Source organism: Kribbella sp. NPDC026596 (assembly GCF_040638415.1).
Lineage (GTDB): Bacteria > Actinomycetota > Actinomycetes > Propionibacteriales > Kribbellaceae > Kribbella.
In genome coordinates this window covers 1-24495 of sequence record NZ_JBEZYF010000044.1, presented here as the reverse complement: position 1 = coordinate 24495, position 24495 = coordinate 1, and the positions used below count along the sequence as shown (strand labels likewise).

The following is a 24495-nucleotide window of genomic DNA, read 5'->3' as shown; positions in this document are numbered from 1 at the left end:
CGGTAGATTCCTGGACGCGACCGGTCTACCCGACCCCGACCATGACCGTGTGCCCGAACGCTTGCCGTGTCAGAAGACCGAACTCCGGACGTTGTTCTTGTTCGAGAAGCTCGACGACGCCCAGCTGGACTGGTTGTGCCGCAACGGGTATGTCGAACAGTTCGAGCCCGGCTACATCTACCGCGAGGACGATCTCGCGACCAGCTTCTACGTACTGCTCGAGGGTGAGCTGGCGATCTCACGCCGGGCCGGAGACGAGGACGTCGAGATCAACAGGACGAGCCAGGTTGGCGCGTATGCCGGCGCCTGGCGGTCGTTCTTCGGCGACGGGGTGAGTCAGACACTGGACAATACTCTGCGCACGACCCGGCCGTCACGAATGTACGTCCTTGCCGCCGACAAGTTCGCCGCGGTCATGCGGGAATGGTTCCCGATGCCGCTGCACTTGCTCGAAGGCCTGTTTCTGGGCATGAAGAACACGCAGCGGGCGATCAGTCAGCGCGAGCGGTTGCTGGCCCTGGGGTCCCTGTCGGCCGGCTTGATGCACGAGCTGAACAACCCGACCGCGGCGGCGATGCGCGCCACGGCCGCCGTGCGGGAGCGGCTGGCCGGCCTCCGCCGATCACTCGCGGGCAGGGCCTTGAGTGACCTCGACGGCGCCACCTGGGCTTCGCTGGCGACCATCCAGGAGGAGGCACTTCACCGCTTGCCGCAGGCCGCGACGTTGACTCCGCTGGAGGTAGCCGACCGCGAGGACGAGCTGACCGACTGGTTCGAGACCCACGGCATCGCCGACGGCTGGCGAATGGCTCCGACGTTCGTGCAGGCGGATTTGGATGCGGACTGGCTGGACACCATTGCCCACATGGTCGGCGACGCAGCGACCCTTGGAAGCGTCCTGGACTGGCTCCACCACACGATCGACCTGGAGTCTTCGATGAACGAGATCGACGACTCCACGACCCGGATCTACACCCTCGTGACGGCCGCCCAGCAGTACTCGCAGCTGGACCGTACGCCGTACCAAGACATCGACGTGCACCAGTTGCTGGACAGCACGCTGGTGATGCTCACCCACAAGATCGGCGACGGAGTCACGGTGGTCACAGACTTCGACCGCGACCTCCCCGCGATTCCGGTGTACGCGGCAGAGATCAACCAAGTGTGGACGAATCTGATCGCCAACGCGGTCGACGCGATGCAGGGCCATGGCACGCTGACCGTCCGCTCGTCGCGCGACAACGACCGACTGCTGGTAGAGATCGGTGACACCGGACCGGGAGTACCCGACGAGATCAAGGACCGGATCTTCGAACCGTTCTTCACGACGAAGCCTGTCGGTGCCGGGACAGGGCTCGGCCTGGACATCTCGTGGCGGATCGTGGTCGACAAGCACCACGGCGCACTGTCCGTGAACTCCTCCCCCGGAAACACCCGGTTCCTCGTCCACCTACCGCTGGTCGCACCTTCGGAGCCGGACCCCAACTGACAATGTGTCAGGACAGCGCCGGCCAGTATTGCGCCCACGGGGCAGCGGCCTCGAAGGCGGCCGAGGCGCGCAGTACGTCGGCGTCGGCGAGGTGGCGACCGACGATCTGCAGCCCGACCGGCAAGCCGTCCGTCGTGAAGCCGGCTGGGACCGACGCGGCCGGTTGACCGGTCAGATTGATCGGGAAACTGAAGCCGAGCCATGCGGTCGAGGGGACCATGTGCTCGTCGACAATCTCCGGGCCTTGCATGTACAGCGGGAACGGAGGTACGGCCAGCGTTGGTGTGATCAGCAGGTCGTAGTCAGCCATCAGCCGCCACATCTTGTTGTTCACGGCCTTGCGCGTCATCCTGGCGCTGGTCAGTTCCTCGGCGGTCCAGTGCCGGCTCAGGATGTCCACCAGGTGCGGCGACATCTGAGCTCCATGCTTGTCGAGCAACGCGCGGAGCCCCGCCAGATCGGTGTCGGCGACCACCACCGCCCAGAAGGCGTGGAAAGGATCCTCCCAGCCGGGGTGGGCCTCTTCGAGCGTGCACCCCAGGTCCCGCTCGAACACTTCGGCCGCCCGCGCTGTGATCTCCCGGACCGCCGGGTCGACATCCAGGTAACCCCAGTCGGGCGAGAAAGCGACCCGCAGACCACGGATCCCACCCTCGGGTGCCGACAACCAGTCGACATCACCGGCCGGCAGCGAAAGCCGGTCCCGCGGATCGGGACCGGCCACCACCGACATGACGAGCGCAGCGTCGGCGACGGACCGGGTCAAGGGGCCGATATGCGCGAGAGTTTCCCAGCTGGACGCGCCCGGGTACCGCTCGTCGCGGGCGCCGGGGTACATCGGCACCCGGCCCATCGACGGCTTGAATCCGTAGATCCCACAGTGCGCCGCCGGAATGCGCACCGATCCACCCCCGTCGGTGCCGAGCGCCAACGGACCGATCCCTGCCGCGACCGCGGCACCCGACCCGCTGCTGGACCCACCTGGAGTCATCGCGATGTTCCACGGGTTACGCGCAGCGGGTGACACCGGGTTGTGACCGGCGCCGCTGTAGCCGAACTCCGGCACCGTGGTCTTTCCCAGAACGACGGCGTCGGCAGCCTCGACCCGCTCGACAACGACATCGTCCTCGTCCGGCACGAAATCGCGGTAGATCGGCGATCCCATCGCCGTCCGGACGCCCTTGACGCTGATCAGGTCCTTGATCGCGATGGGTACGCCGGCCAGCGGGCCGACCGGCTCGTCACGTGCGATCCGGCCGGCGACCTCGGCCGCCTTCGCGCGGGCCGCTTCCTGGGTGGGCTCGCAGAACGCGTGCAGGACCGGATTGAGCCGGTCCATCCGATCCAGTACGGCGTCGGTCACCTCAACCGGCGAGATCTCCTTGGCGCCGATCCTGGCAGCCAGTTCGGTCGCCGGCATTCTCCATACTTCCTCAGTCATCGATCTCCTCATGTCGTCAGCGCTGGTGTGCCGCGCCCTCGATGATCGTGATCAAGCGACCACATCGCGTCAGGGAGTGCACTAGCGAGGTGACGAGTGGAGACTCACCGCACCGCGGCGCAGCGTCGATGGCCTGCCGATCGCTGGCGGGGTCGGCTAGCCACCGGGGGATGCCGTCGGCAACCAACAGGCAGCACTCTGAAACGGACCGAGTACATCGGTGCCGGGCAAAGGAGCGAGATGACGACGGTGCACCACCGCTACGCGACGGTCGCCGGGCAGGAATTGTTCTACCGGGAGGCCGGACCGGCCGACGCACCGGTGGTCGTGCTGCTCCACGGCTTTCCGACGAGCTCATTCATGTTCCGCCATCTCGTCCCACTGCTGGCAGACCGGTACCACGTACTCGCTCCCGACCACCTCGGCTTCGGGCTGTCCGATGCGCCGGCGGCGGACGAGTTCGGCTACACGTTCGACGCACTCGCAAACTTGACGGCAGGTCTGCTGGATCAGCTCGGTGTGAACAGGTTCGCGATGTACGTCCAGGACTACGGTGCGCCGGTGGGCTGGCGGTTGGCGCTCGATCGGCCCGATGCGGTGACGGCCGTCATTTCGCAGAACGGAAACGGTTACGAGGTCGGTCTGGCCGAGGAGTTCTGGCGGCCGGTGCGTGCGTACTGGGACCGGCGGACGCCGGAAACCGAGGCCGCGCTGCGGCAGGCGATGACGCTGGAGGCCATCAGGTGGCAGTACTTGCACGGTGTGCCGGACCAGAGCCTGGTCAGCCCGGATACCTGGTACCACGACTTCGCAATGGTTTCGCGTCCGGGGAACGACCGGGTGCAGCTGGAACTGCTCGCGGACTACGTGAGCAACATGCCTCTCTATCCGCGGCTGCACGCGTACCTGCGGGACAGCCGAGTTCCGCTGCTCGCCGTGTGGGGGCGTAACGACGAGATCTTTTGCCCCGAGGGCGCGCTCGCCTTCGCCGACGACGCTCCGCACGCCGAGATCTCCCTGCTCGACGGTGGTCACTTCCTGCTGGAAAGCCACCTGGACACAGTGGCGAGCACGGTCGGGCAGTTCCTGGATCGAATCCACCTGTGAGCTGATCTGTTCGGAAGGAATAGCTGAACCGCACTGATCGAAGTCCCTGCAGCAAATCGAGGAAAGCCCACCACCATGACGGCAGACGGTCTGACTGTTCCGGCTCCGAAGGTCCCTCTCGCCGGGCGGGGCGCGGAACGTGCACGCCTTCGCCAACTACTCGCGACCACCGCGGCCGGGGGCAGCGCGGTGCTGGTGCTGCGTGGCCGGGCTGGACTCGGGAAGACCGCCCTCATGGAAGACCTGGCGACGAACGCTAACGGCTACCGGGTGGTGCGCGTACGCGGGACTGCGGCGGAGGCCGGCATGGCGTTCGCGGCGCTGCACCTACTGTGCTCCGCCCTCCCGGCCGAAGTGGCGCGGCTGGAAGCCCATCAGCGCGACGCCCTGGAGACAGCTATCGGACTGCGCGCCGGCCCGCCACCGGAGCGGTTCCTCCTCTGCGTGGCGGTCATGTCGCTACTCACACTCGCTGCGGCGGAACAACCGGTGCTCTGCGCCGTGGACGATGTCCAGTGGCTCGACGAACCCTCGACCCACGTCTTGTCCTTCGTGGCCCGACGAGTCGGTCCGGTCCCGGTTGCGCTGTTGTTCGCCGATCGCGGCGAGCGCGTCACGGGCCTGCCGGAGCTTGTTCTCGACGGGCTCTCACACCTCGAGGCGCACCAACTGCTGGACGCCGCACTGCCGACTGTCCTGGACCACGCGGTTCTGGAGCGCATGATCGCGGAAGCGAGAGGGAATCCACGAGTGCTGCTGGAATCGGTCCGTACTGCGTCGCCGGTGGCCCTGGCGGGTGGGTACGAAGCCGACACGTCCTACGAAGGCGAGCCGGCCCTGCTCGACGGACTCGCGCCGGAGAGCAGGCTGCTGCTGATCCTCGCGGCTGCCGAGCCGATGGGCGATCCCGTCCGCCTGTGGCGCGCAGCAGCACGGCTCGGACTCAAGGCGAGTGCCACTCAGCAGCTCGAAGCGGCGAACCTAGTGTCGTTCGGCGCCTGGGTCGTGTTTCGGCACCCCCACCTGCGATGGACGATCTACGGGACGGCCTCCGCCGAGGAGCGGCGCCGCGCGCACGAGGCACTCGCATTGGCGACCGACCCGGTGACGGAACCCGACCGGCGCGTGTGGCATCTCGCGCACAGCAGGAGAGGACCCGACGACGCACTGGGCGACCAACTGGCCGGATCGGCCGGCAAGGCCCGTGAGCGCGGAGGCCTTGCCGCCGCAGCGGCCTTCCTGGAGCGCGCCGCGATCTGCACCGCCGACCCCGGACTCCGGGTCGAACGTGCCGTGATGGCGGCCGACGCGTACCACTCCGCAGGCGCCGTCGACGCCGCCGTCCGGCTGCTCGCCACCGCGGAACTTGCCTCACCCGATCCACTGGGCCGAGCGCGGATCCAGCGCGTTCGGGCCCGAATGGCCTTCGATGCGAGCCGCGGCAGCGCCGCCGTGGCCCAGTTGATGGACGCCGCGCGCGAGCTCGAGGAGTGCCGGCCGACACTCGCCGGGCCGGCCTACGTCGAGGCACTGGGTGCAGCCGTGTTCACCGGTCATGTCGACATCGTCCACGAGGCCCTCGCCCGACTGTCCGAGCATCAACCAGGAGGAAACGACCGGCTGATCGAAGGTGTTGCCCAGCTTTGCACGACCGGCTACGCCTCAGCTGTGGAACCGCTGAAACTGGCCCTGAAGGCACTCGACCGCGATGCCGAGGACGACACTCGCTCACGGTCGCTGTCTTGTCTGGTGGCGGCGGATCTGTGGGACGACGTCGCCTGGCACGAGCTCACCGGAAAACAGCTGCAACTGACCAGGCTGACAGGAGCCCGAACGCTGCTGCCGTACGTACTGACCCACCGCGCGCTGCTGGAGATCCTGACCGGCGAGTTCGGAGCAGCCGAATCGCTGGTAGCGGAGGCGACGTCGACCGCCGGAGCAGTCGGAACGCCGCCCTTCCCGCACGCAGCGTGGCTGCTCGCGGCATGGCGCGGTGAGGAGGCGCTGCCGATGCCGGAGCTGAGCGGTCGAGGCGCGGCTGCCGGCCTGGCGCGCTATGCCGCCGCGGTCCTCGCGAACGGCGTCGGTGCGTACGGAAAAGCTGTCGAAGCGACCCGCGAGGTCCTCGAACGTGACGCCTTCGAGCTGCAGGGATGGTCGTTGACCGAACTCGTCGAAGGTGCCGTCCGGTCCGGCGACCGGGACACGGCGGCCGAGGCGCTCGACCGTTTGTCGGAGCGAGCTTGCCTGGCCGGGACGGACTGGGCCTTGGGCGTCGAAGCCCAGTCGCGCGCTCTGCTGCGGGCGGGCCGAACCGCCGAGGACCTTTACCAGGAAGCGATCGAGCGGCTTGGCCGGTCCGGTATCAGGACTCAGTTGGCTCGAGCGCAGCTGTTGTACGGCGAGTGGCTGCGCAGGCAGGGCCGGCGGGTCGATGCGCGTGGTCCTCTGCGGACGGCCCACGACTCGTTCGTGACGATGGGCGCCGACGCTTTCGCCGAGCGAACCCACCGCGAACTGCTGGCCACCGGAGAACGGGCGCGCCAGCGCCAGTCCGCGGCGCCTCCCGAGCTCACCGCGCAGGAGATCCGGATCGCGTCGCTGGCGCGCGACGGCCGTTCGAACCCGGAAATCGCGACCACGCTGTCAATCAGTCCACGAACCGTCGAGTACCACCTGCACAAGGTCTTCACCAAGCTGTCCATCACCTCTCGGACCGAGCTCCACCTGGTCCTGGTCGACGGATCGCGCTGACGTGTCATCCTTTGCGGAGATCGGGCGCGGGCGCCCCGAGCACCTCGACGCGCGCCCGGTTCCAGACAGTGCGCATCGCCGCCTGAACCACCTTGGACGTGTGGCCGAGAACGCGCACCGCCGCACCACGACCGGCAGGCAGCTCGGTCACTCCGGCCAGAATCTCTGGTACGCCGGCCAGCGCCTCCCGCAGAACTGCGACCAGTTCGGCGGGCGGCGTACTGGCGCAGATCACGTACAGGCCGGCCAGGACGTCGTACTCCCCCAGCGCTCCTGGTGAGTTCGGGTCGTCGATGTCACCGGGCCGCAACCGCAACGTGTCAGCCAACACCAAGGATCCGTCCTCGGCCCGTACCTCGGTATCGGCCCAGTACACGTCGTACACATGTGCTTCGCCGCGCGCCACCCTGCCGGGCAGGAGGACTTCCCCGAGGATGACCGTGGCGTCGTCGGCCACGGTCAGGCAGGTGCGCTGATACAGCCGGGACCCTCGGAACGGAATCACGGGATCGGGCAGATACTCGAGCACACCGGCGGTACCGACCCGCAGGTTGACCAGTTGCGTCGCGAAGTTGTCCTGGGCCCTGAAAACCTTCGTCGCCGCCTGCGAGGTGAGGTGGACGGCCGAACCCGGCGCGCAGTCGACGTCTATTCGGTACCGGTCACCCTGAACGAACCCGTCACCTTGCTGCTGCAGGAACACGAAAGCCATGTCCGGCCGCACAGGGTCCAGGTAGATCGGCCGGTGCACGTACAGCGGTGAGCGTTGGTACTGCCGCACGAGCCTGGTGCTTCCGGCCCTCGGCGCCAGCGCCAGGTCCAGCACCCCGAGCTTTCCCGCGGCGCCGACACCCAGGGCGTCCTGAATGTCCCCACCGAACGCGAGCACCTCCTGCGGCAACGCCGTTGGAGTACACCAGGCCCGATCATCGCGTCGACTCATACGGGATCGACGGCAGGGGTATACCGGGCGATCACCGCACCGATGCGACCCGCCACGTCGTCCAGTCCGTCGCCGGTGAAGCAGTTCGTGAACACGAACGGGCGGCCTTCGCGCACGGCACCGGCGTCGCGATCCATCACCGACAGGTCGGACCGGACCAGGTCGGCCAGGTCCACCTTGTTGATCACCAGCAGATCCGAGTGCGTGACGCCCGGACCCCGCTTCCGCGGAATCTTGTCACCCTGCGCGACGTCGATCACGAAGACGAAGTAGTCGGCCAGCACCGCGCTGAACGTCAGCGTGAGATTGTCACCGCCGGACTCGACCAGTACGACATCCGCGTCGCTGAACTGCTCGGTGAGCTCGGCGACCGCGTCGAGGTTCATCGTCGGGTCGTCCCGCACCGCAGTGTGCGGACAGGAACCGGTCTCGACGCCCACCACTCGTTCAGGCGCCAGCACGCCGGCGAGAGTACGCCGTACGTGCAGGGCGTCCTCGCTGGTGAAGATGTCGTTGGTGACGACCACCGGGCGGTGGCCGGCGGTGATGAGCAGCGGAACCAGCGCCTCGATGAGAGCCGTCTTGCCGGATCCGACGGGTCCGCCGATGCCGATCCGGGGGATCCCCGGAGCCCGGACCTCGGCGAACCGTGAGTCCCGGCCGTCGTCGTCACCGTGCCCGTGCCCGTGGCCGTGCCCGTACGCGTTTGCCTCCATGGACCTGTATCTCCTTTGTCAGCTGGCGAACAACCGAAGCTCGGATTCCTCATGCCGCATCGCCATCACGTCCAGCAGCGGTGTGCAGCTGCTGATGTCGGGAACGTCCTTCCCGGCAGCGCACCCCGCGGCCGCGGCCAGATGCGGACGTACGTCGTTCAGGACTGCCTGCGCCGTCACATGATCGGTCACGGCGAGCCGGACAGCCGCGCCCACCCAACTGGCGGCGAACGCGAACAGCTCGCCGGCCACCGCCTCCAGACACGGCACGCCCAGGCAGGCACTCAATACACCAAGAACCACTGCGTGGTTGCCCGGCAACCGTCTGTTCGTCACCTCTCGCGCAAGAGCCACCACCGGTTCGGCGGCGAAGGCAGACGTCGCCACGCGCAACAGCGCTCGGCCGCTACGGGTGGACGTCTCCCGTGCTTCCCGCGACAACTTCACAGCGGTCAGTCGCTGGTCGGCGCAGCTCACCAATGCGAGATCGAACGAATTTCGGTTGCTCGACGCACGGTGGGCACAGGCCAGCGCGACGCCGTCCGACGGTCCGACCGACAGCCGCACCTGGTCCCGCAGCAGCGCCGCCAGCACCGCCGGGTCGCTCGGCATCGTGAGCCGGCCGGACTGCACCTGCGTCTCCAGACCGTACGACAGCGTGTAGCGGCCGCTCGGGAACGCCGAGTCGCTCAGCTGCAGCATGGACAAGAGCCCGGCCAGCCCTCGCTCCACTCCCGCTCGATGATCGAGCATCAGACGATGTAGTAGAGCTGGGACATCGATACTTCGTCCGACGCGGGCACGACGGCCGGTTCACCGTCCACAGCTACCTGATACGTCTCGCTGTCCACAGTGATCTCCGGTATCAGGTTGTTGCGGACCATCTGAGCCTTGCCGACCGTCCGGCAGCCACGCACCGCCTCGGTCCACCGATCGACACCGAGCCGTTCCATCACCCGTGCCTCCGCCGCCGCCCGGGACACGAACGTCACCGACGTCCGCCCGGCCGCCTTGCCCAGTCCGGCGAACATCGGTTGCAGCAGCACCGGCTCCGGGGTCGGAATGGACGCGTTCGCGTCGCCCATCACCGACCAGGCGACCATCCCGCCTTTGATCATGTACTTCGGTTTGACCCCGAACGTGTTCGTCGGCCACAGCACGATGTCGGCCAGCTTTCCCGGCTCCAGTGACCCGACCAGATGCCCGATACCGTGCGTGAGCGCCGGATTGATCGTCAGCTTCGCCAGGTACCGCAGGATCCGCTGATTGTCGTCGCCGCCGGTCTCCCCCGGCAGGCTCCCCGTCACCTTCTTCATCTTGTCGGCGGTCCGCCAGCAGGTCGCCACCGTGTCCCCGACCCTTCCCATCGCCTGCGAGTCCGACGAGTACATGCTGAGCACACCCCTGTCGTGCAGAACGTCCTCGGCCGCCTCGGTCTCCGCGCGGATCCGGGACTGCGCGAACGCCACGTCCTCGGGGTTGTCCGGGTTCAAATGGTGCGTCACGATCGTCATGTAGAACAGGTTGTCGGTCGTATCGGTGGTGTACGGACGCGTCGGATTGGTTGACGAAGGCAACACGTTCGGCAGCGATGCGATAGCCATCATGTCCGGTGCGTGACCGCCACCGGCGCCCTCGGTGTGATAGCTGTGGATCGTCCGCCCGTCGATCGCGTCCAGGGTGTCCCCCAGGTACCCGCTCTCGTTGAGAGTGTCGGCGTGCAGTGCGACCTGTACGTCGTACTCGTCGGCAACCGTCAGCGCACAGTCCAACGTCGCCGGCGTCGCGCCCCAGTCCTCGTGCACCTTGAGTCCGCACGCCCCGGCCTCCACCTGCTCACGCAGACTGTCCGGACGGCTGCTGTTGCCCTTACCCATGAAACCCACGTTCACCGGCAGGGTCGCGGTCGCCTCCAGCATCCGCGCCATGTTCCACGGGCCGGGTGTGCAGGTTGTTCCCTTCGAACCGTCGGCGGGACCGGTGCCGCCGCCGAGCATCGTCGTGATCCCGCTGGACACGGCGTGCGGGATCTGGGCAGGCGTCAAGAAGTGCACGTGGGTGTCGATCGCGCCGGCGGTCGCGACCAGGCCCTCCCCCGAGATCACCTCGGTGCCGGGGCCGATCAGCAGATCGGCCGACACTCCGTCCTGGAGGAACGGATTGCCTGCTTGCCCGACCCCGACGATCCGGCCGTCCTTCACGCCGATGTCGGCCTTCACGATCCCGATCACCGCATCCATCACGATGACCGACGTGATGACCAGGTCCAGCGCTCCGTCGGCGTTGCGCAGTCCTGGCACCTGAGCCATCCCGTCACGGATCGACTTGCCGCCGCCGTAGATCGCCTCCTCACCCGGAAGGATCAGGCTGCGCTCTACCCGAGCGAACAACTCGGTGTCGGCCAGCCGGAACCGATCGCCCGCGGTTGGACCGTACAGCGACGCGTACTGCCTTCTGGAGATCGTCGTCATTCTGGCTCCCCCGCTCCGGAGAAGCCGCGGTCACGTGCCTGGGCCAGAGCCTGGGCACGCGACCGCGGATTGGACGCCGCGCCGTCGAGCAGGCCGCTGAACCCCACCACCCGCCGGGAACCGCCGAACTCGACAAGGTCGACGTCACGCTCGTCCCCCGGCTCGAATCGGATCGACTGGCCGGACGGGACGTCGAGGCGCATTCCCAGCGCCGACGCCCGGTCGAAGTCCAGCGCTCGGTTGATCTCGAAGAAGTGGTAGTGCGAACCGACCTGGATCGGCCGGTCGCCGGTGTTCCGGACCGCCAGATGCGCGGTACGGCGGCCCGCATTGATCTCGATCGGCTCGTCCGACAACAGCCACTCGCCTGGAATCATCTCGTCCCCTACGGAATCGGGTTGGCCACGGCCACCAGTTGGGTCCCGGTGCGAAACGTCGCCTCGACCTGGACGATGTTGACCATCTCGGGTACGCCCCGCATCACGTCGTCGCGAGACAGCACCTGCTTGCCGAGCTCGGTCACCTCGGCGACCGACCTACCATCCCTGGCTGCTTCGAGCAGCGTCTCGGTGATCAGTGCGATCGATTCCGGAAAATTCAGCTTCAGGCCGCGCTCGCGGCGCTTCCGGGCCAGCTCGGCGACCTGGTAGATCACCAACTTCTCGACCTCCCGGGGAGTCAGCATCAGCGACGAGACCCACGTCTCGATGCGCGGCTCCCCGGGACCCTCGTCGGTCATCTCGTCAGAACCCGGCCAGCCCCTGCGGGCTGTTGTACGGGATCTCCGCACTCGTCACCTCGCTGAGCGAGCCGTCGGCCTGGACGGCGTACCCGATCAACTTCGAGGCGTTCGCGTAGATCTGGTACAGGTAGCTGCCGTCCGGGGTGATCAGATTGTCGCTCGGTCCGCTGCTGACCGTCCCGTTCAGTGCCCGGAACGTCCCGTCGCCCGGCACCTTGGGGCAGGCTGAGTTGTGCACCAGCGAGACCACGTCACCGTCGATGCGGAAGCTGCTGATGTTGCTGTAGCCGAAGTTCGTCGCGAACACCCACTGGTCGTCCGGAGAGACCGCGAGCCAGCACAGCTCGGATGGCAGACCGGCGCTGGTGTCGATCTTCACGACCGGGCCGGTGCCGATCTTCCCGTCCTCGGCGAGCGCCGCGAGGGCAACCCCGTCGGCGACGGCGTAACCGATGACGAACTGGTCCGGCCGGTGATGCAGGAAAGCCGGGTAGAAGGGTGAGCCGCCACCACCGTCCTGGAACATGCCCTCGCCCAGCGAACCGTCCTGCTTGACGGCGAACACGATGATTCCGTCCGGGTCGGGCGCGTTGGACGCCACCGACTTCTTCGAGCCGTCCGGCTGGTCGGCCCACAGGATCGGGGACCCGTCCGGGTTCGCCTTGGCAGGCTCGTCGAATGTAGTGCCGACCACGAGGAACTTCTCGTCCGGAGAGAGCACCACCATCGTGGACACCCGCAGCGGCTTCTCCGGGGTGTTCACCGTGTAGCCCTCGGGTCGCGCCTGAAGCTTGCCCTCGGCATCGACCGACATCAACCGCACATGATCCGGACCGAACGAGTGCAGCACGAACAACGTACGGCTGGACGGCAGGTAGGCCAGCGACTTCGCCGTACCGCTGCGACCGGTCACCACGTTGCCGGTCCGCTTGACGTCGATCAGCGTCAGCTTGCCGTCCTCACCCACCCCGAAGCTCGAGACCGAGTTGTCCCCGCCATTCGTCGTGAAGAGGAACCGCTTGTCGGCGCTCAGGATCACGCTACCGGCCGCCTCGAACGCGTTCGGCGCGCTCTCCTGGCCGCTGATCGGCTTGTACACACCAGACCCGGCACCGCCGGTCGCGATTCGCTCCACCTCGCTGATCGTCCCGTCGGTGTGCCGCGCGTAATGGATCACGAAGTTCTTGACCTCGTTGGTCTGGATGTACAGGTGCCCGGAGGCGCCCATGCTTTGCTCCATCACTGTCTTGTCCTCGATTCTTGGTTGGTTCAGAGCTCGTCGGTGCGTACGACAGCGCCGATGACGTCGTTGAACGCCTCCGACGACGAAGGGTGGGTGTAGACGGCGTCACGCAGGTCACTCGCTTTCACGCCGGTGCGCATCGCCAGCGCCACCAGGTTGATCAGCTCCTGCGCATCCACGCTGAGCAGCGTCGCGCCGAGGATCTCGTCGGTTGCGAGGTCGATCACGAACTTCATCACGCCCCGGGTCTCGTGCACCACGTACGCCCGCGGCATCGCGATGATCTCGCCCACCGGCTGACTGGCCACCTTGATCCGGTATCCAGCGGCACGTGCCTCCTTCTCGGTGAGGCCGACGTTCGCCAGCGGCGGAGTCATGAACAGTGTCCGCGGAACCGCGACCCGGTCCGTCGTGGCCCGTTTCCCCTCGCCGACAAGCTGGTCCAGCACGATGCGGCTGTCGTCCAGCGAGATGTAGGTGAACTGCGGGCCACCGTTGACATCGCCCAGCGCGAAAATGTGCGGGCGGCTCGTGCGCAAGTGCTCGTCGACCTCGACAGCTTCTCCGGAGGTCGTCCGCACTCCCGCGGCCGCCAGACCGAGACCCTCGGTCGCCGGCCGGCGACCTGCCGCAGCCAGCACGACATCGGCGGAAAGTTCCTTCTCGCGGCCGTCGTTCGTGTAGGTGATCGTGACTTCGCTGTCGCCGTCGCGTACCTCGGTCACGTTGGCGCCGGTGACGATCTCGATCCCCTCGTCGACCAGGATCTTCTCCGCCACCGCGGCAATGTCGTCGTCCTCACGGTCGAAGATCGCCGAACCCGACTCGAAGAGCGTGACCTGTGCGCCGAAGCGGCGATAGATCGCCGCGAACTCGACTCCCAGGTAGCCGCCGCCCACGATCGCCAAGTGCTTCGGCAGTTCGGTCCGGTGGATCAGGTCCGTGCTGGTCACCAGGTACTTACTGTCCCGCAGGCCGGGAATGTCCGGGATGACCGGTGTGGACCCGGTGTTGATCAGGATGTGCTCGGCCGTCACCGTCACCGGCCCATCCAGGGTGTCCACCCGAACCGTATGTTCGTCCGTGAACTCCGCGTGTCCGGTCAGGACCGTGGCCGTCTCCAGGCTGTTCATCCCGTCGAAATTGCCCTTACGGAACAGCGACGTGATCTGGTGTACCTCGCCGACGGCACGTTCGTACCATTCCTGCGGTACGTCAGACGGCCGGCGGTTGCCGGCTTCGTGGACCAGTGCCTTGGTCGGCACGCAGCCGACGTTCGGGCAGGTGCCGCCGTACATCTGGTCGGACTGCTCGACGACCACCACTTGCTTGCCCAGTCGCGCCATCGCTCCCGCGACCGCCTTGCCTCCCTTGCCGAAACCGACAACCAGGAGGTCTACCCGCAGTGAATCTTCCATGCTTTGCATGATGATTTCGGCCTTTACACATCAGGAGGGACGAGCAGTACGTCTCAGCCTGGAGCGCGAACGGGCACCTCGCATCTGGGAACACCCCAGCCTCCGTCCCTGGCCGATCACTGCCGCGCCTCGGACCAAGGACCCAGTCGGCAGTCCGACCCGGCGATGCCCTAGGGGGACACGGATGCGATCAGAACCGCCGCCCGCTTGGCTCGACCAGTTCCCGATCGACTGTCAATCTCGTTCATCCCTTTCCTGTCGGAGGAATCACCATGCGCAATCCGTTCGTCCGTTCCCTGTCGCCACTGCTTGCCGTCGCGGCTGCCGCCACCGGCGGCGCCGGTATCACCAACGCCCAGGCGGCGATACCAACCACCGGCGCGCAAGTCGTTGGGCATGTCTACGAAGCGACCAACTCGCCGGCCGGCAATGTCGTCCAGATCTTCGATCGGCTGCGTGACGGGCGACTGCGCCCGGGCGGCGCCGTCGCTACCGGCGGGCTGGGTCTCGGAGCGTCTTTGGCGTCACAGAACGCGCTGGTCCGAAGGGACGATCTGTTGTTCGTGGTGAACGCGGGCGACGACACGATCTCGACCCTGGCGATCACTCGACGAGGCCTCGTGAAGCGGGACGTCGAGCCCACGGGCGGCGACCGGCCAGTGAGCGTCACGGTCCACGGAAGCACTGTCTACGTCCTCAACCAGGGAAGTGGAACCATCAGTGGTCTTCGCCTTGGTCCGGACGGTCAGTTGAGTGCCCTTCCGCGTTCGACCAGGCAGCTCAGCAAGATCGGCGGTGCAGACCCCGCAGCTGCGCAGGTTTCCTTCACCCCAGACGGACGTCATCTCCTGGTCACGCACAAGGGCGATCAGACGATCGACACCTTCGCGGTACACGGCCGGTACGCCGGGGCTGCCGTTCCGAATCGATCCGCTGGTTCGACGCCCTACGGCTTCGACTTCGACCGGCGCGGGCACGCGATCGTGTCCGAGGCGGGACCGAGTGCGGTTGTCATACGCCGTCCGCTTCGGCCGGCTACGCACCATCAGCCCGTCCCTGAGCGACACCCAGGCGGCCGCATGCTGGCTCGTCACGACCCGCGACGGCCGCTACGCCTACACAGTCAACGCGGCCAGCTCGACGATCTCGTCGTACCGCATCGGCACGGACGGACGTCTCTCCTTGCTGGCGGCCGTCGCAGCTCGCACAACCGGCGGCGGCACCGACGCCGCGCTCAGCCCGGACAACAAGACCCTCCAGGTTCGCCTCGGCAACGGCGCCATCGCGTCGTACGCCGTCGCGCACAACGGCAGTCTGACGTCCCTGCAGGACACTTCAGGCGCCGCCACGAGCGGAACCGCGGGCCTCGCAACCGACTGACGCCGTAGGCAACCAACCTCTCGACCGTACCTGCTGTGGCTGTCCGCATCGGGCCTTCCGACGCGGGCAGCCGACCCTCTCCGATGCACAAAGAGGTCTACTCAGTCCATTGCAGAGCCACCGACCCTCAGGGTCTTTCCTGAGAATCGATACTCCTGGCAACCTGCAGTCGAAGAGGGTGGCCGCGATGCGCCATTCACTAGAGGACTATATAGTCCTTTCATGGATGCGAGCACCTCCGCAGTCCGTTCAGAGCGCAGTACAGAGGAAGTAGCGATGACTGACCAGGTTCTTCGGCCCGACGGAACGGGCTTCTACCTCGCCAGCGGCGAGCTGTCCGTGAGCACTCCGGACGAGCAGACAATGACCAGCACTCCGCCGGTCGACTTCAGCGTCACCGCGGGCTTGTTCGGCAACCCCGATATGGACTTGATGCTGGCCAGCTGGAGCAGCGCGCGGACGGACGAGCCAGACAGCGTGCGGTCTGACGAGGGACGCCTGTTCCTGCCGTTGCGGACACAGCCGGTGATGCTCAGCTCGCTTCCGAGCAAGGTGCGGGTGCAGCTGCGTACAGGAGCGGGCGTCCACGAAACCCAGGGCGCCTGGCAACTGGTCCTTCACTTCCGCAACCAGGCGGGATCGGGCCTGACCTGGCACGCCGATCTTCCCATCGAGGCGTTCGGTACAGGCTGGCTGGCCCCGTTGGCCGACCTGCTGACCATCGACGACCCGGTGGCCGTCGCGCAAACACCCACCAGCACGCCGGATTCCCCGACGATCAGTGTGGTCCACCACGCAGACGACGAGTACTACGAGCTCCTCGTCGACGGTCAACAGGCCGGGCTCCTCGTCTACCACCTGATCGGCTCGCACCTGTCCATCACCCACACGGTCGTCGAACAGACATACCGCGGACGAGGACTTTCATGGGTACTGGTCGGCCGCGCTCTCGACGACATCCGCACGCGCTCCGTGACGGTGTCGAACTACTGCGCAGTCGTCAGCCGCTTCATCGAGAAGCACCCGGAGTACGCCGATGTACTCGGCGCGCCGCGGCCTGCCCCGACCTCGTGACCAGGACGGGTCAAGTAGGCGCGTGGACGGCTACTTCCTGCCGGCCGGCTTCGCGTACGCCCGGACCGAGTTCATCGCCAGATCGAGGGCGACCTGCATCGGTCCGGGATCACGGGCGGCCTGGGCGAGAACGTATCCACCCTGGAGAGCAGCCATGATTCCCGTCGCCAGCGCTTGTGGATCGGCGGCCTCGGACAGCGTGCCGTTCGACTTCATCCGCTCAAGCGCTCCGGCCAGCAGCGAGATCCAGGATGTCAGGTGCGCCTCGAGATCGATGCGTGCCGCCTCATCCTGGTCGGAGAGCTCGGTCGACAGTGAGCCCAGTTCACAGCCGCGCGCCCCACGGCGCGCCGTGACTCGCTGGAGGATGGCCCGGCACCAGCGATCGAGTCCGCTCAACGAATCGACCCTGCGGAGATACTGCTCCTCACGCTCGAGTACCCGGCCGCCCCGCAGTGCGACCACTGCCTGGACCAGGGCACTCTTGTCGCTGAAGTGCCGGTAGAACTGTGACTTGCTCGTCCCACTCGCCGCAGTCACCTCGTCGAGCGTGGTCGCCGCGGCACCCTTCAGCGACATCAACTCGTCGGCAGCGGCAACGATCCGGGCTCGCGTGGCCGCGCCGCGGGCGGTCAGGCGGCGATCGAGCTCGTTCACTGTCTCGGACACGAAACGAGCTTATCGGGACCGAGCAACGATTGCTGCCGCTTCTGGAGATGAACGGTCCGCCATCAGAGCAGGATACCCACCGTACCGTCCGTGGTCCTGCTCGACGAGTAAGTACGCGTGCTGTGGCCGACACGAACCCCGTGAGGAGCCGGCACACTCGCCGGCCGGTCGGCAGGAGAACAGATGAGCGAGGTCAGTCGGGAACGCGCCGGACGTCCGGTAGCTCCGGACGAGGTCAACTGATGAGAACTCTGGTGAACGACGCGCAGCGCGAGCTGACCGTGGTCGAGGACGACGAGTTGCGGAGGTACGAGTTACTCGTCGCAGGCACGACGGTAGGAACCCTCGACTTCCGTCTCCTCGGTCGTCGGCGTGTTCTGGGACACACCGAGATCGCGGCCGATCAGCGGGGACGCGGACTCGGCACGACCCTGATCAAGGCAGTCCTCGACGACCTCGTCGCCACGGGCGTCCGGGTGACGAACTACTGCCCTGCAGTCGAGCGTTTCCTTCAGGACCATCCGCAGTACGTCGTGGTACTCGATCCGTCGCACCCGCCGATGCAGGCTCAGATGGATCGTTCCGCCCCACTGCAGCGGCTTGTGCATGCCCAGCACCGCAGGCTCAGAGCACTGGCCGCGCAATCGCAGGACCCGAGCCTCGATGGGTTCGAGCGGCGTCGCGTCGCGGACCAGTTCGCGGCGGTCGCCGCACAGCATGCCGCGGCCGTCGCTGACGTCTTGCTGACCGCGGCCAGGTCGCAACCCGGTGCTGACGCAGCGGCCCTTCTGGACAATCTGAAGCAGTTCGAGCAGGCACTGCGAGTACTCAAGGGCAGGGCGTACGGCGACGCGCGATTTCTGAATCTCAGCGCAACCGAGACCTGGCAAGAGGTTGAACGTCTGCTGGCCGAGCACGAATCGTGGGAGACCAGGATCGTGTCCAGCCTCGAGCGGCTCCACGGCACCGACAAGGCCGCGGACCTGGCCCTGACCCTGGCGAAACGGCAGTGGAGTTCACCGACGCGGCCGCACCCCAACTCGCCGCATACCGGAGCCGCCGGACGACTCGCACACCTTCTGTGGCGCCTGGCGGACGCAACCTGGGACGAACTGGAGGGACGCGGGCTCCCGACCGAGTCGGCAGACCACGCGAACCAGCATTCGGCGTTGTCTCATTACCTGCTCGGCACCACCGACGACGCCGATACTCCTCAGGACTCTGGCAACGAGTAAGGCCGCCGGCGTTGCCGGTAAGAAACCGATCTGTCGGTGCGGCCAACTCGTACGAGCGCGGGCAGCGGATTGATCAGGTCGTCCCGAGCAACGTCGCTGACCGCAAGATGACGTCCCTGCGGAATGAGTGTGGAGTGCTGATGACGAGTTTTCAGACCGTGTCTGCCGGTGGGTTGGAGGTCTTCTACCGCGAAGCCGGGAAACCGGGGGCGCCGAAGCTCTTGCTGCTGGGCGGATTCCCCTCCTCGTCCCACCAGTTCCGGAACCTGATGCCGGCACTTGCCGACAGGTTCCACCTGGTCTCGATCGACTACCCCGGCTTCGGGAACACGGACATGCCAGATCCGGCGGAGTGGGAGTACACCTTCGACCACCTCGCAGAGATCGTCGACGAAGCATTGCTCGCCATCGACTTCACCGGACCGATGGGGCTGTACATGCATGACCACGGTGGACCGATCGGGAATCGGCTGATCTCGCTTCATCCGGACTGGCTGCAGTGGCAGGTCATCCAGAACTCCAACATCTACGAAGAGGGGTTCACCGAGATCTGGGACCCGATGCGTCACGCCTTCTGGACCGACCGCAACACTGAGAACGAAGCGCCGCTCGACGCATTGCTCGAACCGGAAGCCGTCAAAGCGATCTACCTCACCGGCCATCCCGATCCGACGAAGATCAGTCCGGACAACTGGAATCTGGACCTGCACTTCCTGGCCCGGCCGAACGTGCGCCGGGCACAACTGGATCTCTTCTTCGACTACCGGACGAACGCCGCGCAGTACCCAGCCTGGCAACGGCGGCTGCGCCGTGACCAGCCCAGAACCCTGATCTTCTGGGGTCAGGGCGACATCTTCTTCACCCCGGCTGGCGGCGAGGCCTACCTGCGCGATCTCCCTGACGCGCAACTGGTCCGCCTCGACTCCGGACACTTCGCAACCGAGGACTGCCTGCAGGAGATCGTTGACGGCATCAACAGTTTCTACGACGAGATCGTCAAATAGTGTCCGGCAGGCTTCCAGCGAACCGCGATCCGATACGCCGTGCGCGGGTCCGTCTGACAATCGAGGACGGGCTGGCGAGGATAGCGGTCTGCGGAGTGTTCGACGTCAGCGTCGCCACCGTCGTACGGGCGGAGTTCCACGAGCTCAGCGCACTCGCAGACGCCGTACTTCTCGATCTCGAGCCGTGACCCGGCTCGAGGAGGGGTTCGACCTGTCCGCGCTCGTCGACGAGATCGAGCGGCATTGCTGGATCTCGGGCTGCCGGCTGCGGTTGACCGCAACGCACCCCGGCCCTCGTGACGTCGCCTTCGACACCACGCGAGTGATCGACGCAGCCGACACAACTCAGGCGATCTGCTGCTCCGGCAGGTAGCCGGTGTCGACCAACGCGGCGCGCAGCTTCCGGCGAGCGTCGAACATCATCTTGTAGATCGCATTGTGTGTCGCGCCGAGCTGATCGGCGAGCACGTCGGTAGGCATACCGTTCAGCACCAACGCGACGAAAACCATCCGTTGCTTCGCCGTCAGATTCTCGTCGACGGCACGGCGTACCGCGGTCATCAGGTCCCGGCTCTCGGCATGCGCCTCCGGTTCGAACCCCATCCGTGCAGGCAGGCGGTCCCAGTCCTCCTCGTCGAACGCGACACCGGCACGTTGCCAGAAGTGCCGGTTGACCTTGGCGGCCACGTCGAAGATCACGAACTTGTACGCCCAGGTGGTGAACTTGCAATCACCGCGGAACGTCTCGACCTTGCCGCAGATCGCCAGTAATGCATCCGCAGCGGCCTGGTGGGCAATGTCGTCCAGCTCCGGGCCGACGAGCCGCAGCCTCGCCGCCCGTCGGCCGGCCTCCGCTCTCGCCGCGCGCAGGAGAACTTCGTACAAGCGTCGGCTGGCAAGCTCACGCCGATCCCCGCAGCTGCTCAGGTCGCGAACCCATGCACGGTTCTCCCGGGCCACCTCTGCGGAAACGACCCGTACCTGCGACAACGGCTCGGAACCTTCGCTCTTCATGGATCTCCGGCTATCAGCGGAACGTAGTGATCAAAGGTCCGGCACCTCGGCGTGCCGAACGGTGGAACAACAACATGGACGATACCGTCCACTTGTGTCTCCGTCCACTTAGCGCCGAGCGACGCAGATCACCATGGGCCCATGGCCAATCACCCCTAGATCAGCGATGCTGGTCCGCAATAACTGGCCTACTCAGTCCTGTTATCGCAGTCGGACGGGAGATTCGGATGGACGAACTCACTGCGATACGCCAGGAGATCAGGAGCCACGCCTCGAACGCGTGGGCCAGGGAACGCGGCTACGAGCCGATCTACTCCGCATCGCCGCGCTCGAGGATCGTTGTCATCGGCCAGGCGCCCGGCAAGCAGGCTCAGGACAGCCAGATCCCGTGGAACGACGCCAGCGGCATCAAACTGCGGCAATGGCTGGGCGTCACCGACGCCCAGTTCTACGCCCCGGACACGATCGCGCTGCTGCCGATGGATTTCTACTATCCGGGCAAGGGCACACACGGCGATCTCCCGCCGCGGCCGGCGTTCGCGTCGCTGTGGCACCCGAGGATCCTGATGCTGATGCCGGCCGTTCGTCTGACCGTCCTCATCGGGAGCTACGCCCAGAAGCACTATCTGGGTGCCAGCGCCAAGAAGAACCTCACCGAGACCGTCCGCACCTATCGAGACTATGCGCCGGACCGGATCCCGCTGGTGCACCCCTCACCCCTGAACTTCCGGTGGCAGGCGAAAAACCCCTGGTTCGAGACGGACGTGATTCCCGCTCGGCAGACCCTGGTCGCGGACGCTATTCGTAGCGGCCTTCGAACCTCACGCCATCGCTGAGCCCGGTGAATCCGAGGCCGACGATCCGCCCGTCCTCAACCATCCACCGAAGCACGTAACAGGCTCGATAGGACGGCGGCCAGAACGAACAGAACCGGCCCTGGTCATCGACGTACCACTCTCCCGAGCTGTCGCCGCCTCGTTCGGTATAGGTCGTCCGCCCGTCGATCGCGAAGACCTGAGTCGCACCGTCGGCGTACACCAACCGCCCCGCCGTCACCGCCTTCGGGATATCGGCAGCCGCAACCGCTGCACCGTCATCGGCTTGGATTCCCTGCAACATCTCACTCATCGCGCCCGGGCCTCTCCCGCTCGACTGTGTTCGACTCATTGGTGACCGCCGATCCACCCCTGCTTACCGGCTCGCGAGGATCTCCGCGACACCACGGAACCAGCGAGGGTGTGCCCGTCGCGTCGGCGACGGGCACACCCCCGGGGTCGGATCAGGCGGTGGTGGCACGCCGCGGCAGCACCCAGTCCGGGCGTACGAAGTGGCACGTGTAACCGGCCGGGTACTTGATCAGGTAGTCCTGGTGCTCCGGCTCGGCCTCCCAGAACGGACCCGCAGGCTCGATCGTCGTCACGGCCTTGCCCGGCCACAGGTCCGAGGCGTCGACGTCGGCGATCGTGTCGCGAGCGACCTTCTCCTGCTCAGGTGTGAGCGGAAAGATCGCCGAGCGATAACTGGTGCCGATGTCGTTGCCCTGACGGTCCACCGTCGACGGGTCGTGGATCTGGAAGAAGAACGCCAGGATGTCGCGGTACGTCGTCTTCGCCGGGTCGAAGACGATCTCGACGGCTTCGGCGTGCCCGGCATGATTACGGTACGTCGCATGGTCGTTCTGCCCGCCCGTGTACCCGACACGGGTCTCGAGTACGCCGGTCTGCCGGCGAATGAGGTCCTCCACACCCCAGAAACACCCGCCGGCGAGGACGGCTGTCTCGGTGCCGGGCTTGCGTGTGACCTGCCCGGTGTCGTCGATTCCACTGGTCATGATGCAGGCTCCTCTGTGCTCGTGATGTCGCTGGACCTGTCCGCCGTCTCGAACAGCGACCGATACTCGCCGTACCCCTGACTCTCCAGTTCCGAGACCGGGATGAAGCGCAGTGCGGCGGAGTTCATGCAGTACCGCTGGCCTCCCGCCGCGGCGGGGCCATCATCGAAAACATGACCGAGGTGGCTGTCGGCTCCAGTGGACCGCACCTCCGTGCGGGTCATCCAGAGCGACCTGTCCCTAACTGTGCGAACTGTGTCCGCCGCGATCGGCCTGGTGAAGCTTGGCCACCCGGTGCCGCTGTCGTACTTGTCGGTCGACGAGAACAGCGGCTGGCCGGAGACCACATCCACATAGATCCCGGGCTCGTGGTTGTCCCAGTACTCGTTCCGGAATGCGGGTTCCGTCCCGTCCTTCTGCGTCACGCGGAACTGGCTGTCGGTGAGGCGACTGATCGCCTCCGGAGTCTTGCTGTAGTCGTGTGACACGGTTTCTCCTTTTCTGACGTCGCTGGCTGCGCCGTCACTGAGAACAACATCGCAGGCAGTTGATTTGGTCCCGGGTTCCGCAGAACTCGCTGTGACCGCGATCTCAGTTCGGATCGTGGTCCCGCACCGCGGCCAATAGCCCATCAGCAGCTTCCGCGCATGCTGCACAGGCGGCAAGGTGAGTCGCCACTCCGGGATAGCGCTCGGCAGCGTCGACTCCGGCCGCGAGGAGTTCGGCGTAAAGGTGCAGAGCAGCCATCGCCTCGTCACAGCCGACGTCGTCCGGGTCGGTGGCGAGGAATCGCTCGAGCCCCTCCCTCCACCCGGTCAATGAACTTCACCTCTACCTGTTGATCAGAATCCGTCGGTGCTCTGTACAGATATTCGTTGGTGGTTGGACAGGCACGGATCTTACGGCCTGCATCGAAACAATTTCGCGATGTTCCCGATTCCCATCTGTCGCGTGGTAAGACGTCGAGGATGAGGTGCCGCGAATACTTACCAGCCGAAAGTGCCACATAGGCGAAGAACCGGATACAAGGAGGTGCCTGATGAGGGCGATCGTGGTGACGGACAAGGCAGCGGGGACGGCAGGGATGACGCTGGTGGAGCGTCCCGAGCCGCCGGCGGCGATCAACGACGTCGTCGTCGAGGTTCATGCCTCGGGCTACGTCCCCACCGAGCTGGAGTGGCCCTCGACCTGGACCGACCGTGCCGACCGGGACCGATCACCGTCGATCCCCGGGCACGAACTGGCCGGAGTGGTCACCGCACTCGGCTATGGCACGACGGGGCTGTCAGTGGGACAGCGCGTGTTCGGCCTCGCCGACTGGCATCGCGACGGAACCCTGGCCGAGTATGTGGCGATCGAGGCACGCAACCTCGCACCACTCCCGGGCGACGTCGACTTCACCGTCGGCGCGAGCCTGCCGATCTCCGGACTGACCGCCTGGCAGGGACTGTTCCAGCACGGCCGCCTTCAATCCGGGCAGACCGTCCTCGCGCACGGTGCGGCCGGCGCGGTCGGCACCCTGGTGACGCAACTCGCCCGCGAGGCCGGAGCGTACGTCATCGGCACCGGACGCGCCGCCGACCGGGAGAAGGCGCTCGACTACGGCGCGAACGAGTTCGTCGACCTCGCCAACGACTCACTCGAGGAGATCGGGCAGGTCGATCTGGTGTTCGATGTCATCGGCGGCGACATCCAGAAGAGGTCCGCGGCCCTGATCAAGACCGGCGGAACGCTGGTCACCGTCGTCGGACCGCCGGAGTCACGGCCCGCGGACGGCCTGGCGATCGACTTCGTCGTCGAGGCCGATCGCGCCCAGCTGACCGAGGTCGTCCAGCGGGTGCGGGACGGGCGACTGCGGACGAACATCGGTACCGTCGCATCTCTCGACGACGCCGTCACCACCTTCAACTCGACCGAGCGGCTCAAGGGGAAGACCATCATCAGCGTTCGTGCTTAGCCATCTC

The 24495-nt window shown here is 66.4% G+C and carries 24 protein-coding genes and 2 pseudogenes; 11 read left to right on the top strand and 15 right to left on the bottom strand.

Translation table 11 applies throughout. The annotated features are described in order from the left end of the window. Positions 1-49 precede the first annotated feature (49 nt). Positions 50-1489: an ATP-binding protein gene (locus tag AB0E63_RS30085; protein ID WP_360373686.1), complete on the top strand. Its 1440-nt coding sequence runs from the start codon at positions 50-52 to the stop codon at positions 1487-1489. Between the two features lie 7 nt (positions 1490-1496). Here the strand turns inward: AB0E63_RS30085 and AB0E63_RS30080 are convergent, their stop codons facing one another. Beyond that, complete coding sequence (locus AB0E63_RS30080; RefSeq protein ID WP_360373683.1) at positions 1497-2930, bottom strand: amidase family protein; 1434 nt, start codon at positions 2928-2930, stop codon at positions 1497-1499. 240 nt (positions 2931-3170) lie between these two features. On the opposite strand from AB0E63_RS30080, the gene AB0E63_RS30075 reads away from it, so the two are divergent. Next, on the top strand, positions 3171-4037 hold the full coding sequence (locus AB0E63_RS30075) for an alpha/beta hydrolase (RefSeq protein WP_360373680.1): 867 nt from the start codon (positions 3171-3173) through the stop codon (positions 4035-4037). A 75-nt stretch (positions 4038-4112) separates the two neighbouring features. Continuing rightward, positions 4113-6791, top strand: coding sequence for an AAA family ATPase (locus AB0E63_RS30070; RefSeq protein ID WP_360373677.1), 2679 nt, complete (start codon positions 4113-4115; stop codon positions 6789-6791). 4 nt (positions 6792-6795) lie between these two features. Here the strand turns inward: AB0E63_RS30070 and AB0E63_RS30065 are convergent, their stop codons facing one another. From AB0E63_RS30065 to AB0E63_RS30030, 8 genes and pseudogenes are all read right to left on the bottom strand, one after another. Beyond that, a complete protein-coding gene (locus tag AB0E63_RS30065) occupies positions 6796-7734 on the bottom strand; it encodes an urease accessory protein UreD (RefSeq protein ID WP_360373674.1) in 939 nt (312 codons plus the stop codon). After that, positions 7731-8450: an urease accessory protein UreG gene (gene ureG, locus AB0E63_RS30060; protein ID WP_360373671.1), complete on the bottom strand. Its 720-nt coding sequence runs from the start codon at positions 8448-8450 to the stop codon at positions 7731-7733. Before ureG ends, AB0E63_RS30065 begins: the two co-directional genes overlap by 4 nt. 18 nt (positions 8451-8468) lie before the next feature. Then, complete coding sequence (locus AB0E63_RS30055) at positions 8469-9203, bottom strand: urease accessory UreF family protein (protein ID WP_360373668.1); 735 nt, start codon at positions 9201-9203, stop codon at positions 8469-8471. After that, the gene (gene ureC / locus AB0E63_RS30050) at positions 9203-10921 is read right to left on the bottom strand and encodes an urease subunit alpha (protein ID WP_360373665.1); all 1719 of its coding nucleotides are present in this window, start codon (positions 10919-10921) and stop codon (positions 9203-9205) included. The genes AB0E63_RS30055 and ureC overlap by 1 nt, the downstream gene beginning before the upstream one ends. 80 nt (positions 10922-11001) lie before the next feature. Continuing rightward, positions 11002-11298 (bottom strand): annotated as a pseudogene (locus tag AB0E63_RS30045) (urease subunit beta); the annotation flags it as partial. 8 nt (positions 11299-11306) lie between these two features. Then, positions 11307-11609: an urease subunit gamma gene (locus AB0E63_RS30040; protein WP_360373804.1), complete on the bottom strand. Its 303-nt coding sequence runs from the start codon at positions 11607-11609 to the stop codon at positions 11307-11309. A 55-nt stretch (positions 11610-11664) separates the two neighbouring features. Beyond that, the gene (locus AB0E63_RS30035; RefSeq protein WP_360373662.1) at positions 11665-12891 is read right to left on the bottom strand and encodes a beta-propeller fold lactonase family protein; all 1227 of its coding nucleotides are present in this window, start codon (positions 12889-12891) and stop codon (positions 11665-11667) included. 41 nt (positions 12892-12932) lie between these two features. Then, complete coding sequence (locus tag AB0E63_RS30030) at positions 12933-14324, bottom strand: FAD-dependent oxidoreductase (protein WP_360373660.1); 1392 nt, start codon at positions 14322-14324, stop codon at positions 12933-12935. Between the two features lie 272 nt (positions 14325-14596). Between AB0E63_RS30030 and AB0E63_RS30025 the strand changes: the two are divergent. The 3 genes and pseudogenes from AB0E63_RS30025 to AB0E63_RS30015 all read left to right on the top strand — a co-directional run. Further along, a pseudogene (locus tag AB0E63_RS30025) lies at positions 14597-15301 on the top strand (beta-propeller fold lactonase family protein); the annotation flags it as partial. Positions 15302-15326: 25 nt separating this feature from the next. After that, the gene (locus AB0E63_RS30020) at positions 15327-15704 is read left to right on the top strand and encodes a beta-propeller fold lactonase family protein (protein WP_360373657.1); all 378 of its coding nucleotides are present in this window, start codon (positions 15327-15329) and stop codon (positions 15702-15704) included. A gap of 276 nt (positions 15705-15980) precedes the next feature. Further along, on the top strand, positions 15981-16778 hold the full coding sequence (locus AB0E63_RS30015) for a GNAT family N-acetyltransferase (RefSeq protein WP_360373654.1): 798 nt from the start codon (positions 15981-15983) through the stop codon (positions 16776-16778). 30 nt (positions 16779-16808) lie between these two features. Here AB0E63_RS30015 and AB0E63_RS30010 read toward each other — a convergent pair whose 3' ends face one another. Continuing rightward, a complete protein-coding gene (locus AB0E63_RS30010) occupies positions 16809-17447 on the bottom strand; it encodes a TetR/AcrR family transcriptional regulator (RefSeq protein ID WP_360373651.1) in 639 nt (212 codons plus the stop codon). Positions 17448-17689: 242 nt separating this feature from the next. Here AB0E63_RS30010 and AB0E63_RS30005 point away from each other — a divergent pair, with 242 nt between their 5' ends. From AB0E63_RS30005 to AB0E63_RS29995, 3 genes are all read left to right on the top strand, one after another. Then, complete coding sequence (locus AB0E63_RS30005; protein ID WP_360373648.1) at positions 17690-18682, top strand: GNAT family N-acetyltransferase; 993 nt, start codon at positions 17690-17692, stop codon at positions 18680-18682. Between the two features lie 140 nt (positions 18683-18822). Then, the gene (locus AB0E63_RS30000) at positions 18823-19686 is read left to right on the top strand and encodes an alpha/beta hydrolase (RefSeq protein WP_360373645.1); all 864 of its coding nucleotides are present in this window, start codon (positions 18823-18825) and stop codon (positions 19684-19686) included. A gap of 184 nt (positions 19687-19870) precedes the next feature. Beyond that, positions 19871-20059, top strand: coding sequence for a hypothetical protein (locus AB0E63_RS29995; RefSeq protein WP_360373642.1), 189 nt, complete (start codon positions 19871-19873; stop codon positions 20057-20059). Here AB0E63_RS29995 and AB0E63_RS29990 read toward each other — a convergent pair. Next, positions 20032-20700: a sigma-70 family RNA polymerase sigma factor gene (locus tag AB0E63_RS29990; RefSeq protein ID WP_360373640.1), complete on the bottom strand. Its 669-nt coding sequence runs from the start codon at positions 20698-20700 to the stop codon at positions 20032-20034. The two genes, AB0E63_RS29995 and AB0E63_RS29990, sit on opposite strands and share 28 nt — an antisense overlap. A 227-nt stretch (positions 20701-20927) precedes the next feature. Here AB0E63_RS29990 and AB0E63_RS29985 point away from each other — a divergent pair, with 227 nt between their 5' ends. Further along, complete coding sequence (locus AB0E63_RS29985) at positions 20928-21536, top strand: uracil-DNA glycosylase family protein (protein WP_360373637.1); 609 nt, start codon at positions 20928-20930, stop codon at positions 21534-21536. Here the strand turns inward: AB0E63_RS29985 and AB0E63_RS29980 are convergent. The 4 genes from AB0E63_RS29980 to AB0E63_RS29965 all read right to left on the bottom strand — a co-directional run bounded on the left by AB0E63_RS29980 (position 21499) and on the right by AB0E63_RS29965 (position 23350). Next, positions 21499-21828, bottom strand: coding sequence for a hypothetical protein (locus AB0E63_RS29980; RefSeq protein WP_360373634.1), 330 nt, complete (start codon positions 21826-21828; stop codon positions 21499-21501). The genes AB0E63_RS29985 and AB0E63_RS29980 overlap by 38 nt on opposite strands. A 151-nt stretch (positions 21829-21979) precedes the next feature. Then, positions 21980-22531 carry a peptide-methionine (S)-S-oxide reductase MsrA gene (msrA, locus tag AB0E63_RS29975; protein ID WP_360373631.1) on the bottom strand — a complete coding sequence of 184 codons (552 nt, stop codon included), beginning with the start codon at positions 22529-22531 and terminating at the stop codon, positions 21980-21982. Continuing rightward, on the bottom strand, positions 22528-23019 hold the full coding sequence (msrB, locus tag AB0E63_RS29970) for a peptide-methionine (R)-S-oxide reductase MsrB (RefSeq protein WP_360373628.1): 492 nt from the start codon (positions 23017-23019) through the stop codon (positions 22528-22530). The genes msrA and msrB overlap by 4 nt, the downstream gene beginning before the upstream one ends. A gap of 103 nt (positions 23020-23122) precedes the next feature. Continuing rightward, entirely contained in the window at positions 23123-23350 is a 228-nt protein-coding gene (locus tag AB0E63_RS29965; protein ID WP_360373625.1) for a hypothetical protein, read from the bottom strand. Positions 23351-23570: 220 nt separating this feature from the next. On the opposite strand from AB0E63_RS29965, the gene AB0E63_RS29960 reads away from it, so the two are divergent. Beyond that, positions 23571-24488 (top strand): NADP-dependent oxidoreductase, encoded by a 918-nt coding sequence (locus tag AB0E63_RS29960; protein WP_360373622.1) that lies wholly within the window; start codon positions 23571-23573, stop codon positions 24486-24488. Positions 24489-24495 lie beyond the last annotated feature (7 nt).

Bases quoted from the DNA above. Each gene is read 5' to 3' on its own strand.
- AB0E63_RS29990 (WP_360373640.1), bottom strand. From the start codon at position 20,700: ATGAAGAGCGAAGGTTCCGAGCCGTTGTCGCAGGTACGGGTCGTTTCC.
- AB0E63_RS30080 (WP_360373683.1), bottom strand. From the start codon at position 2,930: ATGACTGAGGAAGTATGGAGAATGCCGGCGACCGAACTGGCTGCCAGG.
- AB0E63_RS29980 (WP_360373634.1), bottom strand. From the start codon at position 21,828: ATGAGTGAGATGTTGCAGGGAATCCAAGCCGATGACGGTGCAGCGGTT.
- msrA (WP_360373631.1), bottom strand. From the start codon at position 22,531: ATGACCAGTGGAATCGACGACACCGGGCAGGTCACACGCAAGCCCGGC.
- AB0E63_RS30000 (WP_360373645.1), top strand. From the start codon at position 18,823: ATGACGAGTTTTCAGACCGTGTCTGCCGGTGGGTTGGAGGTCTTCTAC.
- ureC (WP_360373665.1), bottom strand. From the start codon at position 10,921: ATGACGACGATCTCCAGAAGGCAGTACGCGTCGCTGTACGGTCCAACC.
- AB0E63_RS30075 (WP_360373680.1), top strand. From the start codon at position 3,171: ATGACGACGGTGCACCACCGCTACGCGACGGTCGCCGGGCAGGAATTG.
- AB0E63_RS30015 (WP_360373654.1), top strand. From the start codon at position 15,981: ATGACTGACCAGGTTCTTCGGCCCGACGGAACGGGCTTCTACCTCGCC.
- AB0E63_RS30070 (WP_360373677.1), top strand. From the start codon at position 4,113: ATGACGGCAGACGGTCTGACTGTTCCGGCTCCGAAGGTCCCTCTCGCC.
- AB0E63_RS29985 (WP_360373637.1), top strand. From the start codon at position 20,928: ATGGACGAACTCACTGCGATACGCCAGGAGATCAGGAGCCACGCCTCG.
- AB0E63_RS30005 (WP_360373648.1), top strand. From the start codon at position 17,690: ATGAGAACTCTGGTGAACGACGCGCAGCGCGAGCTGACCGTGGTCGAG.
- AB0E63_RS29960 (WP_360373622.1), top strand. From the start codon at position 23,571: ATGAGGGCGATCGTGGTGACGGACAAGGCAGCGGGGACGGCAGGGATG.
- AB0E63_RS30030 (WP_360373660.1), bottom strand. From the start codon at position 14,324: ATGGAAGATTCACTGCGGGTAGACCTCCTGGTTGTCGGTTTCGGCAAG.
- AB0E63_RS30055 (WP_360373668.1), bottom strand. From the start codon at position 9,203: ATGCTCGATCATCGAGCGGGAGTGGAGCGAGGGCTGGCCGGGCTCTTG.
- AB0E63_RS30065 (WP_360373674.1), bottom strand. From the start codon at position 7,734: ATGAGTCGACGCGATGATCGGGCCTGGTGTACTCCAACGGCGTTGCCG.
- AB0E63_RS30035 (WP_360373662.1), bottom strand. From the start codon at position 12,891: ATGGGCGCCTCCGGGCACCTGTACATCCAGACCAACGAGGTCAAGAAC.
- ureG (WP_360373671.1), bottom strand. From the start codon at position 8,450: ATGGAGGCAAACGCGTACGGGCACGGCCACGGGCACGGGCACGGTGAC.